The organism is Pseudomonas sp. LBUM1653 (genome assembly GCF_059716115.1).
In genome coordinates this window covers 5667629-5682326 of sequence record NZ_CP166803.1, presented here as the reverse complement: position 1 = coordinate 5682326, position 14698 = coordinate 5667629, and the positions used below count along the sequence as shown (strand labels likewise).

Genomic DNA, 14698 nt, shown 5'->3' with positions numbered 1-14698 from the left:
CATGTCTCTATCCAGTGTTTTCAACATTGCCGGTAGCGGCATGAGTGCCCAGACCACGCGCTTGAACACCGTGGCCTCGAACATTGCCAACGCCGAGACTGTCTCGTCGAGCATCGACCAGACCTACCGTGCGCGTCACCCGGTGTTCGCCACCATGTTCCAGGGCGGCCAAGGCGGTGGCAGCGATTCTCTGTTCCAGAATCAGGACGCGGCCGGTCAAGGCGTGCAGGTACTGGGCGTAGTCGAAGACCAAAGCAACCTTGAAGCACGCTACGAGCCGAACCATCCGGCCGCCGATGCCAAGGGCTATGTCTACTACCCGAACGTCAACGTGGTGGAAGAAATGGCTGACATGATTTCCGCGAGCCGTTCGTTCCAGACCAACGCCGAAATGATGAATACCGCCAAGACCATGATGCAGAAGGTCCTGACCCTCGGTCAGTGATAAGGGGCGACTCAGATGAGTGTTACCGATACCACCAGTGGCCTGAGCCTCAACGACATCCTGGCCAACTCTTCGATCAAGACCAATACCAACTCCGATAGCCTGGCATCGGCAGCCGGTAGTGCCACGGGCAAAAAGGCCCTGGGCAAGGATGCGTTCCTGCAATTGCTGGTGACCCAGCTGAAAAACCAGAACCCGCTGGAGCCTCAGGGCAACGGCGAGTTCGTGGCGCAGCTGGCGCAGTTCAGCAGCCTGGAAGGCATCACCACGCTCAACAGTACCGTGTCCGGCATCGCCGGCAACTACAACTCGTCCCAGGCGTTGCAGGCTTCGGCACTGGTCGGGCGTTCCGTCATCGCGCCGGGCGACAAGTCCGTGGTCGACACCACGAAGGGCATGACCGGTTCGGTGGTCATACCGCAGTCGGTGGCTGAAGTGTCGGTGAAAATCACCGACAAGGATGGCAAGACTGTCCGCACCATCAAGCTGGACGATCAGCAGGCCGGCACCAGCAGCTTCACCTGGGATGGCAAGGACGATGCCGGCAAGGTCGTTGATTCGGGTACTTATACCTTTGCGGCGAACACCACCATCGATGACAAGGGCGTGGCACTGGTCACCAACCTGCCGGCAACGGTCAACAGCGTGACCATCAGCCAGACCGGCGGTGAGTTGATGCTCAACCTGGCCGGGCTCGGCAGTGTCGCCCTGTCCAAAGTGCAAACCATTGGTATATAGAGCCGACTAACGCGGCACAAAAGGAGTGGAATATGTCTTTCAACATCGGCCTTAGCGGTCTCTATGCCGCCAACAAACAATTGGACGTCACCGGTAACAACATCGCCAACGTTGCAACCACCGGCTTTAAATCGTCCCGCGCAGAATTCGAAGACGTGTACTCAGCGTCCAAACTGGGTACGGGCAGCAAGGTCACCGGCAGCGGCGTGCGTCTGGCCAACGTTTCCCAACAATTTACCCAGGGCGATATCAGCGCCACCGGTAATGTGCTGGACATGGGCATCAATGGCTCAGGCTTCTTCGTATTGAACAACAGCGGCTCGTTGTCCTACACCCGTGCCGGTACGTTCAAGGTCGACAAGGAAGGCTACGTTACCAACAGCGATGGTACCTCGCGCCTGCAAGGCTACGGTGTGGATGCCAATGGCAAGATTGTCAACGGCGTATTGACTGACCTGCGTATCGACACGTCCAACTTGGCGCCGAAATCCACCACCGCGGTGTCGTCGACGATCAACCTGAACTCTACGGCTCCCGTGATCGATCAGACTGTGGCGGCCAACAAGTTCGACCCGAGCAAGTCGGAAACCTTCAGCAAGCAGTTCAGTACTCCGGTTTTCGACACTCAGGGCAACCAGCACACCATGGATCAATACATGGTCAAGACTGGGCCGAACACCTGGGACACCTATACCCTGATCGATGATCGCAATCCGGACGGCAGCGACCCGACGGACGCTGCGACACCGCCAATCGCTTCGACCATGACCTTCGACACATCGGGCAAACTGGTGTCGGTCAGCACGCCGGTTCCGCCCACCGTGCCTCCGACCATTCCAACGCCTGCCCCGGTGATCAGTAATGAGCTGAAAATCACCGACTGGACCCCGGGCACAGTCAAGGATGGCGTCTGGACGGCCAATGGTGCAGCCGCCGATCCGGACGGCCTGACGATTGCCATGGGTAACACGACTCAGTTCAACGCCGACACCGCACGCTCCATTCCCGTGCAAAACGGTTATGCCACGGGTCAGATCACCAACCTGACCATCGACGGCAGCGGTGTACTGTTGGCCAACTTCAGCAACTACCAGACCAAGCCGATTGGCCAACTGGCGTTGGCCAGCTTCACCAACGAACAAGGTCTGCAGCCAGTCGGCGGTACCAGCTGGAAAGAAACCTACGCCTCGGGCATCCCGGGTTACGATGCGCCGGAAACCGGCTCGCTGGGTTCGATCCGCTCCAACTCCCTGGAAGAGTCGAACGTCAACGTGACCAATGAACTGGTCGATCTGATCAAGGGGCAGAGCAATTACCAGGCGAACGCCAAGACCATCTCTACCCAGAGCACCATCATGCAGACCATCATTCAAATGGCCTGATGCGGGTTAGCTCAAAGCGCTGCACAAGGAGCCCCTCGCAAGAGGGGCTTTTTTTTAGATCAAAATCGCAGCCTCGCTTCGCGAGACAGCTCCTACAGAGATCGCCTTTCAATGTAGGAGCTGTCTCGCGAGCGAGGCTGCGATCTTTTTCATGGGCAAAAGAAAACCCCCGGCAGACCAGGGGCCTGTCGGGGGTTTGGCGTTACCGGCTCAGCTTATTGGCAAGCTTCGCAATCCGGCTCGTCGATGGCGCAAGCCTTTGGCACTGGAGCAGGGCCGGCAGGTGCTGCCAGGACCGAATCTTCACCGTGGTTGCCACCGCTGGAAACAGCGTTCAGCTTACCGGTGTTGATGGTCGACTTCTCGGTGCTGGTCGCTGCCAGGGCACGGAGGTAGTAGGTGGTTTTCAGACCACGGTACCAGGCCATGCGGTAGGTCACGTCCAGCTTCTTGCCCGAAGCGCCAGCGATGTACAGGTTCAGCGACTGAGCCTGGTCGATCCACTTCTGACGACGGCTGGCCGCGTCGACGATCCACTTGGTGTCCACTTCGAAGGCAGTCGCGTAGAGCTCTTTGAGTTCTTGCGGGATGCGCTCGATCTGCTGCACCGAACCGTCGTAGTACTTCAGGTCGTTGATCATGACCGAGTCCCACAGACCGCGAGCCTTGAGGTCGCGAACCAGGTACGGGTTGATCACGGTGAATTCGCCCGACAGGTTCGATTTCACATACAGGTTCTGGTAGGTCGGTTCGATCGACTGCGATACGCCAGTGATGTTGGCGATGGTCGCCGTCGGTGCGATGGCCATGATGTTCGAGTTACGGATACCTTTCTGAACACGGGCGCGAACCGGTGCCCAATCCAGGGATTCGTTCAGGTCGACATCGATGTACTTCTGGCCACGGGCTTCGATCAGGATCTGTTGCGAATCCAGCGGCAGGATGCCCTTGGACCACAGCGAACCCTGGAACGTCTCGTACGAGCCGCGCTCGTCAGCCAGGTCGCAGGAAGCCTGGATCGCGTAGTAGCTGACCGCTTCCATCGACTTGTCGGCGAACTCGACGGCAGCGTCGGAACCGTAAGGGATGTGCTGCAGGTACAGCGCGTCCTGGAAGCCCATGATGCCCAGACCAACCGGACGGTGCTTGAAGTTGGAGTTCTTCGCTTGTGGCACCGAGTAGTAGTTGATGTCGATCACGTTATCGAGCATGCGCACGGCAGTGTTCACGGTGCGTTCCAGCTTGGCGGTGTCCAGCTTGCCGTTGACGATGTGGTTCGGCAGGTTGATCGAGCCCAGGTTGCAAACGGCGATTTCGTCCTTGTTGGTGTTCAAGGTGATCTCGGTGCACAGGTTCGAGCTATGGACCACGCCGACGTGCTGCTGCGGGCTGCGCAGGTTGCACGGGTCTTTGAAGGTCAGCCATGGGTGGCCGGTTTCAAACAGCATGGACAGCATTTTGCGCCACAGGTCTTTGGCCTGGATGGTCTTGAACAGCTTGACCTTGCCTGGGTACTCGGTCAGGGCTTCGTAGTACTCGTAGCGCTCTTCGAAGGCCTTGCCGGTCAGGTCGTGCAGGTCCGGAACTTCGGACGGCGAGAACAGGGTCCACTTGCCGTCATCGAAGACACGCTTCATGAACAGGTCAGGGATCCAGTTGGCGGTGTTCATGTCGTGGGTACGACGACGATCATCACCGGTGTTCTTGCGCAGCTCGATGAATTCTTCGATGTCCATGTGCCAGGTTTCCAGGTAGGCACACACAGCGCCTTTGCGCTTGCCACCCTGGTTAACGGCGACGGCGGTGTCGTTCACTACTTTCAGGAACGGCACGACGCCCTGGGACTTGCCGTTGGTGCCCTTGATGTACGAACCCAGTGCACGAACCGGGGTCCAGTCGTTGCCCAGGCCGCCAGCGAATTTCGACAGCATGGCGTTGTCGTGGATCGCGTGGTAGATGCCCGAGAGGTCATCCGGCACGGTGGTCAGGTAGCAGCTGGACAGCTGTGGACGCAGGGTGCCGGCGTTGAACAGGGTTGGAGTCGAGGACATGTAGTCGAAGGACGACAACAGGTTGTAGAACTCGATCGCACGGTCTTCTTTGTTCTTCTCTTCGATCGCCAGGCCCATGGCCACGCGCATGAAGAAGATCTGCGGCAGTTCGAAACGCACGCCATCCTTGTGGATGAAGTAACGGTCGTACAGGGTTTGCAGGCCCAGGTAGGTGAACTGCTGGTCGCGCTCGTGGTTGATTGCCTTGCCGAGTTTTTCCAGGTCGAAGTCGGCCAGGACCGGGTTCAGCAATTCGAATTCGATACCCTTGGCGATGTAAGCCGGCAGCGCCTTGGCGTACAGGTCGACCATCTCGTGGTGGGTCGCGCTCTCGGCGACGCCGAGGAAGCCCAGGCCTTCGGCACGCAGGGTGTCCATCAGCAAGCGGGCGGTCACGAACGAGTAGTTCGGCTCACGCTCGACCAGGGTACGGGCGGTCATCACCAAGGCGGTGTTGACGTCGGTCAGGGCCACGCCGTCGTACAGGTTCTTCAGGGTTTCGCGCTGGATCAGGTCGCCGTCGACTTCTTCCAGGCCTTCGCACGCTTCGGTGACGATGGTGTTCAGGCGGCCCATGTCCAGCGGCGCCAGGCTGCCGTCGGCGCGGGTGATGCGGATCGACGGGTGAGCGTCGACCGCTGCCTCGGCCGGAGCGTGGGCGGCGCGTTCTTTCGAACGACCGTCACGGTAGATCACGTAGTCGCGGGCCACTTTCTGCTCGCCGGCACGCATCAGGGCCAGTTCGACCTGGTCCTGGATCTCTTCGATGTGGATGGTGCCGCCCGATGGCATGCGACGCTTGAAGGTGGCAGTGACCTGTTCGGTCAGGCGGGCCACGGTGTCGTGGATTCGCGACGAAGCGGCAGCGGTGCCGCCCTCAACTGCGAGAAACGCTTTGGTGATGGCGACGGTGATCTTGTCATCGGTGTAAGGGACGACAGTGCCGTTACGCTTGATCACGCGCAGCTGGCCTGGCGCGGTGGCGGACAGATCCGAATTCGAATCAGCGGCCTGCGGCAAGGTGCCCTGCGGGTTCTCGCGAGTTGTGTCGGTTTGCATGGGGGGGTGTCTCCACATTCTCTATGTTTGTTTGGGCACTATCACGGTGCCCACCGTTCCGTCCTGAAGCACTACAACCGGCGAAGGCCGGGCATAACAACTTCGGGACAGTAGGAAGGGGGCTATTGGGCGCCGCTTCCATGCCGAAGTCTTTGGTCTCACGCCTGGGGCTTGAGACCGGGGTCCTTTGAGATGACAGTTGGTAGGTGACAGTTGGAACTGCAACACCCGTACCGTTTTTCACCCCATAGGCCGAAATACAGTAGCCATCCGCGCGCGCGGTTTTGGGCTTTGGAAATTACGTTTGGTTCAACCGGAAAGAGGCAATAAAAGCGCTTGAAATTGGTATCCGGTTTGTGTTTAGTTTTTTGCGAAAAACCCTACATCTAGGGTTTTTTTTACGCTGGGCTACAAGATAATGCGTTTTGGGGGGGGATTGCAACGTACTACCTGTGGATAAACCTGTGCGTAAATTGTGTGTGATTAAAGGAATCGGCGTGCAGGCCGCGATGCTGCTGGACCCGGCTTTTTTTTCATCGATTTTCAAGCAGCGAAAACGCTCGATCGGATTTTTAAGGGCGCGAACCCTATCACAAAAAAACCGGTTGTCCGAACGCATTTACCGGCTTGTGTTCTGCGTGGGCGACGTTTATACAATCGGTCAGCGTGTATGCAATTTATCCACCCCTATCATTACAAAAAGACGGGCGGATCCTTCCTTATGAGCGTTCTGGCAAGTAGAGGTCACCCGTGGAGCAAGAATCCTGGCAGGTATTGATTGTGGAGGACGATCAACGTCTGGCCGAACTGACGCGCGATTACCTGCAAGCCAATGGCCTGCGGGTATCGATCGAAGGCAATGGTGCGCTGGCTGCGGCCCGCATCATCAAGGAACAACCGGACCTGGTGATTCTCGATCTGATGCTGCCGGGCGAAGATGGCCTGAGCATTTGCCGCAAGGTTCGTGACCGTTATGACGGCCCGATCCTGATGCTCACCGCACGCACCGACGACACCGACCAGATCCTCGGCCTGGACCTGGGAGCCGACGACTACGTGTGCAAGCCGGTGCGCCCGCGCTTGCTGCTGGCGCGCATCCAGGCATTGCTGCGACGCAGTGAGACGCCGGAGGTGACTCCGGAAAAACAACGGCGCCTGCAATTCGGCCCGCTGGTGGTGGACAATGCATTGCGCGAAGCCTGGCTGCACGATAACGGCATCGAACTGACCAGCGCCGAGTTCGACTTGCTCTGGCTGCTGGTTGCCAACGCCGGGCGCATCCTGTCCCGGGAAGAAATCTTCACCGCGTTGCGCGGCATTGGCTATGACGGCCAGGACCGCTCCATCGACGTGCGCATCTCGCGCATCCGCCCCAAGATCGGCGATGACCCGGACCACCCGCGACTGATCAAGACCGTGCGCAGCAAAGGCTACCTGTTTGTCCCCGAGGCCTGCGTAGACCCGACCTTGTGAACTCGATCTTCCTGCGCATCTACGGCGGCATGTGTGCCGCGCTGATACTGGTGGCGGTACTCGGTGTGCTGGCCTTGCACTTGCTCAATCAGGTGCGCGGCGAGCAGTACCGCGAACGACTGGCCCACGGCACCTTTTCGCTGATGGCCGAGAACCTGCAACCGATGAACCAGACCGAACGCCACCGGGCGTTGTTGGTGTGGGAGCGGCTGCTGGGGATTCCGCTGGCGCTGAAAACCTTTGCCCAGACCGACCTCGACCTCACCCAGCGCACCCGCGTCTTGCGCGGCCAGGCCCTGGTGGAGAAGACCGGCCCGCATGCGGCCAGGGTTTATCGACTGGTCAGCGACAAGGAGCAGCTGGTGCTCACGGGTGAAGTCCAGCAGATCAGCGAACAACTCGCCCGGGCGACGATTTACCTGTTGGCGGACGAACTGGTGCGCTACCCCGTGGGCGAGCAGCCGGTGCGCCTGGCGCAATTGAAACAGGACAAGGGTTTTGGATTCGATTTGCGCCTGGTCACGGTCCAGGAGGCCGACATGGACGAAGACCAGAGTCGTCGGGTGTCCGAGGGCGACACCGTGATGGCGCTGGGCAAGGAGGGCGATTCGATCCGGGTGTTCGCCGGCATGGTTGGCACGCCTTGGGTGCTGGAAATCGGCCCGTTGTACCAGATGAATCCTTATCCGCCAGAGTGGCTGGTGCTGATTGCCGCACTGGGGTTGAGCCTGATCGGCTTGATCGTCTATTTGCTCGTGCGGCAACTGGAGCGCCGCTTGCGCGGGCTGGAAGCGGCGGCCACGCGGATCGCCAAGGGCAGCCTGGAAACCCGTGTGCCGACGCGGGGTGCGGACTCGGTGGGGCGACTGGCGTCGGCGTTCAACGGCATGGCCGAGCACCTGCAACAGCTGCTGGCCATTCAGCGAGAGCTGGTGCGTGCCGTGTCCCACGAATTGCGCACGCCGGTGGCGCGCCTGCGCTTTGGCCTGGAAATGATCGGCTCGGCCAAGACACCGCAAGCCCTGGAAAAATACTGCGAAGGCATGGACCACGATATCGAGGATCTCGACCGCCTGGTCGACGAGATGCTGACTTACGCGCGGTTGGAGCAAGGCTCGCCGGCACTGAATTTTCAGCGTATCGACCTGGATGCCTTGGTCAATCAGGTGATCGAGGAGCTGGCACCCTTGCGCGCCGACGTCACGGTGCATCGAGGATTGTGCCTGTCGGCCGCCGACTGCGACGACGCGTGGGTCGAGGCCGAGCCGCGCTACCTGCACCGGGCGCTGCAAAATCTGGTGACCAATGCCATGCGCCACGCTCAATCGCGGGTCACCATCAGTTATCAGGTGGGGCAGCAGCGCTGTCGGGTGGATGTCGAAGATGACGGGCCGGGCGTACCGGAAATCGCCTGGGAGAAAATTTTCACGCCATTCCTGCGACTTGACGACAGCCGGACCCGGGCCTCGGGCGGTCATGGGTTGGGGTTGTCGATCGTACGGCGGATCATCCATTGGCACGACGGCCGGGCGTTGATTGGCAAGAGCAAAAGCCTGGGCGGCGCGTGTTTCAGCTTGAGCTGGCCGAGGAGTCAGGAGAAGCGTTGAGGCCCGCTAACAAGACCTGAGAATCCTCAGGCCTTGATGCTGACCAGACTCAACAGCTGCCCATCCTTGACCCCGAACTGCGCCTCCAGCTCGGTACCGTTGCGCCATTCACCGGACAGGTCTGTCAGCAACCGCAACCGCACCTCACCTGACTCGGTCCACTCCAGCACCTCGGCGTGTTCAAAGTAGAAACGTTGCCGGACGATCGGGTAGAGCGCCTTGAACAGGCTCTCTTTCACTGAAAAAGTCAGGGTGACCAGCAACGCCAGCTGATCGCGATGCCCAGCGGCCATGCGCTGCAGTTCCGGCGGGGTGAGGATTTCCCCGGCCAGGCGTTCGGCACGTTCGGCATTGAGCAGGTTTTCCATGTCCATCCCCAACCCGCGCCAATGGGTTTTCTTCGCGACGATCGCCGCGGCCCGACCGGTGCTATGGGTGATCGAGCCGGTGATGTGCGCAGGCCAGACAGGCGCCCGGTCATCACCGATGGCCGGGCTGACGTTCAGGCCTTCCAGTTGTTGCAGGGCTGCGCGGGCGCAGATCCGCCCGGCGAGAAATTCTGCCTGGCGTTTGGCGACCGAGCGCTGAATGCTCGCTGGTGCCTCGATGGCGCTGCGCTGGAAATCATCGCTGAGCAGTCGCGAAGTATCGAAGTGGGTACTCAACAGCACCGCATCGGGCAGCACCAACGGCAGCGGCCAATGGGCATCGAGGGGCGTGCAGCAGACGGGCAGGGCGGGGAGGGGATTCATGTCGGGCATTTTGCCGGGTTGCCTTGTTGCTGGGTAGCTCTCAACACAGGATCTACCTGATCAGCTAAAAATCTTTTTGAAAAATGCCTTCATATCTGCCCACGATTTTTCATCCGCCGCTTTGTTGTAACCAATGTCCGGCCCACCGTGATCGCCATGGCTCAAGCGATCGGCATCGGGATTGCTGAAACCGTGCTTGGCGCCGTCGAGGCTGACGAATCGGTAGTCGGCGCCGGCCTTATCCATCTCGGCCTTGAAGGCGGCAACGTTTTCCGGGGTGATCAGGCTGTCCTGGGCACCATGTTCGACGAGGATTTTCGCCTTGACGCTGCCCGGTGTCGCAGGGGTATTGGTGGCCAGCGCGCCATGGAAACTCACGACCCCGGCCAGAGGGACACCCTGACGAGCTGCATTGAGCACCACGCCGCCACCGAAACAGTAGCCGATGGCGGCAAGCTTGGTCGGGTCGGTTTGCACCTGTTGTTTGAGCAAGTCGAGTCCCGCCTGAAACCGCGCGCTGGCAATCGTGTTGTCCTTGAGCACGGCCTGCATGAAGGCCATCGCGTCCTTGGGATGCTCGGTGTTCTTGCCGTCGCCATACATATCGATGGCCAGGGCGCTGTAACCCAGGCCGGCCAGGTCGCGGGCGCGACGCTTGGCGTAGTCGTTCAACCCCCAGAACTCATGCACCACCACGACACCGGGGCGCGGACCTTTTATCGCGTCATCGTAGGCGTAATAGCCAACCATCCGGGTACCGTCGGTACTTTGGTAAGGGATTTCCTGAGTCTTGATGGCGGCCTGGGCCAGCCCGCTGACGGCGAGCAAGTAGAGGGCAAAGAGAATACGCATGGTCGGATCTCATGCAAGAAATTCGTTGAAACAGCTGGGTGGATGTGGTTCAGCTTCGGGGAGGCGGGTGTTCAGGTTGAGTTCAGGGCGGCGCGGGTAATCTTGCTCCGTAGCCAAACAACAAGTAACTCACGAGGAGTTTCACCCATGACTGGATTCAAAAAACTGCTGTTGGCATTCACCGTTTTCGGCGCGAGCACTGCAGCGATCGCTTCCAACGACAATTTCGCCAGCCTTACTTATGGGCAGACCAGCGACAAGATCAAAAAGTCCCACGCCTTGAACGATAACCTCGACCGTCCGAACGCCGACGGTGTGATTGGCAAGGACAACACCTTGGGCTTGCGTGTGGGCCAGCAAAACAGCCAAGGCCGCTATTACGCCACTTACGATAACGTGTCGGGCTCGCACAATGGCATTAAACTGCGTCAGGAAAACCTGCTGGGCAGCTACGATCTGTTCCATCCGTTGGGTGCCAGCACCAAGCTGTTCGGCGGCGCCTCGGCCGGGTTGACCAAAATGACCCAGGAGTCGCCAGGCTTCAGTCGCGACAGTAACATCGGTTACGCCATTGGCGCACAGGCAGGGATTCTGCAACAAGTTTCGCAAAACACGTCGGTTGAACTGGGGTACCGTTATCTGCGCAGCAACGCCAGCACCGAAATGAGTGAGCGAGGTGGTAGCAAACAGGGTTCGCTGAGCTTGACCAGCAGCGCACAGACCTATCTTTCAGCCAACTACGCTTTCTGAAAAGCGGGTGGGACCGCCGCGCCGGATCAATCAAGGAGATTGATCCGGCACGGCCTGTCAACGCATGGAGGTGCGTCGATCGTGCCTCTGGAGTATTTGATTTGCCTGGGAGAGCGACATGAAACTTCTGGTCGTCGAGGATGAATTGCTGTTGCGTCATCACCTGCAAACCCGTCTGACGGATAGCGGCCATGTGGTCGAGTCCGTGGCCAACGCCGTCGATGCGCGGTATCAGACAGAGCAGTTCAACCACGACCTGGCGGTGATCGATCTTGGGTTGCCGGGTATGGGTGGGCTGGATCTGATCCGTCAGTTGCGCAAGCAGGGCAAAACCTTTCCAATCTTGATCCTTACAGCACGCAGTAACTGGCAGGACAAGGTGGAAGGCTTTGCTGCCGGTGCCGATGATTATGTGGTCAAGCCCTTCCAGTTTGAAGAACTGGAGGCTCGGCTGAATGCCTTGTTGCGTCGCTCCAGCGGATTTACCCAGTCAACCATCGTTGCCGGGCCGCTACTGCTGGACCTCAATCGCAAGCAGGCGTCCCTGGATGAGCAACTGCTGGCATTGACCCCGTTTGAATACCGGATTCTCGAGTACTTGATGCGCCATCATCAGCAGGTGGTGCCCAAGGACCGTTTGATGGAGCAGCTTTATCCGGACGATGACGACCGCGATCCGAACGGGATCGAAGTGTTGGTCGGCCGTCTGCGTCGCAAACTCGAAGGTACGTCCGGTTTCAAGCCAATTGATACGGTGCGTGGTCTGGGCTATCTGTTCACTGAGCGTTGCATTTGATCGGTTCTCTTCGCGTTCGCCTGATGCTCGCCGCCACGATCCTGGCGGTATTGTTCATGCTGGCGTTGCTGCCGGCGATGCAGGGAGCGTTCAGCCTGGCGCTGCAGGACGCCATCGAGCAGCGACTGGCGTCGGACGTCACCACGTTGATCTCTGCCGCACGGGTAGAGAACAACCGCTTGCTGATGCCGGAACAGTTGCCCGATGAGCGCTTTAACCTGGCTGATGGCAATTTGCTCGGTTACATCTACAGCCGCGAAGGCCAGTTGGTGTGGCGCTCGAAAGACACCCTTGACGAGAACATCAATTACAACCCGCGTTACGACGGGCACGGTAATGAATTCGCCCGGATCCGCCAGGACAATGGCCGGGAATACTTCGTCTATGACGTCGAGGTCAAACTGCTCGGCGGCAAAAGTGCGGCGTTCAGCTTCGTCGCGTTGCAGCCGGCGCATGAATACGATGCCACGCTCGACGGCCTGCGGGACAACCTGTACCTGGGTTTCGGCGCGGCCTTGCTGGTGCTTTTGGCGTTGCTGTGGGTGGGCTTGACCTGGGGGTTGCAGGCATTGCGCCGGCTGAGCCAGGAACTGGACGAGATCGAAAGCGGCACCCGCGAAAGTCTCAGCGAACAACACCCGCGTGAACTGCTGCGCCTGACCGGCTCTCTCAACCGCTTGCTGTACAGCGAGCGCGAACAGCGTAGCCGTTATCGCGATTCCCTCGACGATCTGGCTCATAGCCTGAAAACCCCGTTGGCGGTATTGCAGGGTGTCAGCGAAGGCATGGCGCAACGCCCCGAGGACCGGGATCAGGCCTGGGTCTTGCAGACCCAGATCGAGCGCATGAGCCAGCAGATCAGTTACCAACTGCAACGCGCCAGTCTGCGCAAAAGCGGCCTGGTGCGCCACCAGGTACGCCTGCAGCCCGTGTTGCAGAGCCTTTGCGATACGCTGGGCAAGGTTTATCGCGATAAACGGGTGCAGGTTACCTTCGATTTGCCGGAGCAGTGTCTGGTGCCAATCGAACATGGCGCCTTGCTGGAAATGTTGGGTAATTTGCTGGAGAACGCTTATCGACTGTGCCTGAGCGAAGTGCGCATCAGTGTGCGCACCCTCAATGGTATCGAGATATGCGTAGAAGACGATGGTCCAGGCGTCCCGCTCGATCAGCGCACGCGGATCCTGCAGCGCGGTGAACGCCTGGACCGCCAGCATCCAGGACAGGGTATTGGCCTGGCGGTGGTCAAGGACATCATCGAAAGCTATAGCGCAAAATTGACCCTGGGCGACTCGCCCCTGGGCGGCGCGGCCTTCCGTATTCATTTTCCGCTGGTGTGATCTTGTAGGAGCCGGCTTGCTGGCGATGGCGATAGTACAGACGCTATCGCCAGCAAGCCGGCTCCTACAAAGGCGATTCACACAGCTGAATTACGCGTGCAGGTACAGCAATACCGATTCGCAATCATCATCCCGTTGACGCTGCTTGATACTTTCGTCCGGCAAGTCGATCTGGATCTTGAACTCAGTTTTCCCGAGCCCGATAAGCCCCGGGCGTCAGCCCGGTCCATTTCTTGAATGCCCGATGAAACGCCGATGGTTCGGAAAACCCCAATTGCTCGGCGATCTGTTGCAAGGGCAAGTCGTTGCGACCCAAGTGATAAATGGCGATGTCGCGGCGTAGTTGGTCCTTCAGTTCCTGAAAACTGGTGTTTTCTTCACGCAGATGCCGGCGTAGCGTTTGCGGGCTGAGATGCAGGTGCGCAGCCACGGCCTCCAAGTCTGGCCAGGGTGAGCGGTCGCGACTGAGCAAGCGTCGCAACTGGCTGCTCAGGCTGTGGCCGTCATCCGGGCGCGATAACAGATCGGCAGGCGAGCGTTCAAGGAACTGCTTGAGCGTGCGTTCGTCTTGCAGCAATGGCATGTTCAGGTAGCGGCCGTGAAACAGCAGGCTGCTCTGTTGTGCCGAAAATTCGAGCGGGCACGAGAACATCAACTCGTATTCGGCGCCATGTTCCGGTCTCGGGTAACTGAACGTGGCGTGCTCCAGTCGAATACGCTGGCCGATCAACCAGCTGGCGAAGCGGTGCCAGATCACCAATAGACTCTCGGTGAGGAAATGTTCCGGGTCCCAGAGCTGCGAACCGTCCAGGCTCAGTCGAATCATTTCGTCTTCGCGCGTCAGCGTCAGACACGGGGCGTCCGGGAATAGGCCATAAAACAATAATCCGCGATGAAGTGCCTTATCCAGATTGCGGCAATGGATCACGGCATGACACATCATCGCGAAGCTGCCTGGCTTGCTGATGCCTTGCCCGAAACCCAGGTATTCGTCGTCCAGTTCCAGCCGCAGCGCCTGGATCAGGCGGGTGAATTGTTCTGGAGGGATGCGCGCTCGAGGCTCGTCGAGCAACTCGGGGCTGATCCCCAATTGCTGCAACAGTCTCGAGTAATCGTAGCCACGCCGTTGCGCGCCACCGAGGGCGGCACGGGCGAAATGACTGGCGATGGTGCGTTCGCGCATAGCGGGCAAGTCCGTCCATTGAGCGACGGATGGTAGCCGCGCTTTATACACATGAACAAGGCGGATATCCGCCAGATTACAGGACGTGATTCGACGAGTGGGCGGAAATCCGCCAATGGCCTAACGCCGCGCGGTGACCCGGAAAATCCTGCAGCCCTTGATGCAAAAAGGCTTACAGGCGTTTCGTACAAGGTGGCACGGGCCTTGCGATAGAACCAGCAGATGCCTGCCATCGCGCAGCTCGAAAAAACAAATCCCTCCAGTGCAGGA

At 59.3% G+C, this 14698-nt stretch carries 12 protein-coding genes and 1 pseudogene; 8 read left to right on the top strand and 5 right to left on the bottom strand.

Features of this window, described 5'->3' with window-relative positions; all coding sequences use genetic code 11:
• Position 1: 1 nt before the first annotated feature.
• The 3 genes from flgC to flgE are packed head-to-tail and all read left to right on the top strand — an operon-like array spanning position 2 to position 2565.
• Positions 2-445 (top strand): flagellar basal body rod protein FlgC, encoded by a 444-nt coding sequence (flgC, locus tag ACA054_RS25605; RefSeq protein ID WP_459731051.1) that lies wholly within the window; start codon positions 2-4, stop codon positions 443-445.
• A 15-nt stretch (positions 446-460) separates the two neighbouring features.
• Positions 461-1183, top strand: a complete 723-nt coding sequence (gene flgD / locus ACA054_RS25600; RefSeq protein ID WP_497686735.1) for a flagellar hook assembly protein FlgD — start codon at positions 461-463, stop codon at positions 1181-1183.
• A 32-nt stretch (positions 1184-1215) separates the two neighbouring features.
• Positions 1216-2565 carry a flagellar hook protein FlgE gene (gene flgE, locus ACA054_RS25595; protein WP_497686734.1) on the top strand — a complete coding sequence of 450 codons (1350 nt, stop codon included), beginning with the start codon at positions 1216-1218 and terminating at the stop codon, positions 2563-2565.
• Between the two features lie 215 nt (positions 2566-2780).
• On the opposite strand, the gene ACA054_RS25590 is transcribed toward flgE, so the two are convergent.
• On the bottom strand, positions 2781-5675 hold the full coding sequence (locus ACA054_RS25590; protein WP_497686733.1) for a ribonucleoside-diphosphate reductase subunit alpha: 2895 nt from the start codon (positions 5673-5675) through the stop codon (positions 2781-2783).
• Positions 5676-6425: 750 nt separating this feature from the next.
• Here ACA054_RS25590 and ACA054_RS25585 point away from each other — a divergent pair.
• Positions 6426-7148 (top strand): winged helix-turn-helix domain-containing protein, encoded by a 723-nt coding sequence (locus tag ACA054_RS25585; RefSeq protein WP_497686732.1) that lies wholly within the window; start codon positions 6426-6428, stop codon positions 7146-7148.
• Positions 7145-8755 (top strand): ATP-binding protein, encoded by a 1611-nt coding sequence (locus ACA054_RS25580; protein WP_497686731.1) that lies wholly within the window; start codon positions 7145-7147, stop codon positions 8753-8755. Before ACA054_RS25585 ends, ACA054_RS25580 begins: the two co-directional genes overlap by 4 nt.
• 26 nt (positions 8756-8781) lie before the next feature.
• Here ACA054_RS25580 and ACA054_RS25575 read toward each other — a convergent pair whose 3' ends face one another.
• Positions 8782-9507, bottom strand: coding sequence for a 4'-phosphopantetheinyl transferase family protein (locus ACA054_RS25575; RefSeq protein ID WP_497686730.1), 726 nt, complete (start codon positions 9505-9507; stop codon positions 8782-8784).
• 60 nt (positions 9508-9567) lie between these two features.
• The gene (locus ACA054_RS25570) at positions 9568-10359 is read right to left on the bottom strand and encodes a dienelactone hydrolase family protein (protein ID WP_497686729.1); all 792 of its coding nucleotides are present in this window, start codon (positions 10357-10359) and stop codon (positions 9568-9570) included.
• Between the two features lie 147 nt (positions 10360-10506).
• On the opposite strand from ACA054_RS25570, the gene ACA054_RS25565 reads away from it, so the two are divergent.
• The 3 genes from ACA054_RS25565 to ACA054_RS25555 all read left to right on the top strand — a co-directional run bounded on the left by ACA054_RS25565 (position 10507) and on the right by ACA054_RS25555 (position 13245).
• Positions 10507-11109 (top strand): hypothetical protein, encoded by a 603-nt coding sequence (locus ACA054_RS25565; RefSeq protein ID WP_497686728.1) that lies wholly within the window; start codon positions 10507-10509, stop codon positions 11107-11109.
• Positions 11110-11227: 118 nt separating this feature from the next.
• Complete coding sequence (locus ACA054_RS25560; protein ID WP_497686727.1) at positions 11228-11905, top strand: response regulator; 678 nt, start codon at positions 11228-11230, stop codon at positions 11903-11905.
• Entirely contained in the window at positions 11902-13245 is a 1344-nt protein-coding gene (locus tag ACA054_RS25555; protein WP_497686726.1) for an ATP-binding protein, read from the top strand. Before ACA054_RS25560 ends, ACA054_RS25555 begins: the two co-directional genes overlap by 4 nt.
• Before the next feature lie 90 nt (positions 13246-13335).
• On the opposite strand, the pseudogene ACA054_RS25550 reads toward ACA054_RS25555, so the two are convergent.
• A pseudogene (locus ACA054_RS25550) lies at positions 13336-13419 on the bottom strand (TetR/AcrR family transcriptional regulator); the annotation flags it as partial.
• 10 nt (positions 13420-13429) lie between these two features.
• Positions 13430-14428, bottom strand: coding sequence for an AraC family transcriptional regulator (locus tag ACA054_RS25545; RefSeq protein WP_497686725.1), 999 nt, complete (start codon positions 14426-14428; stop codon positions 13430-13432).
• Positions 14429-14698: the final 270 nt, after the last annotated feature.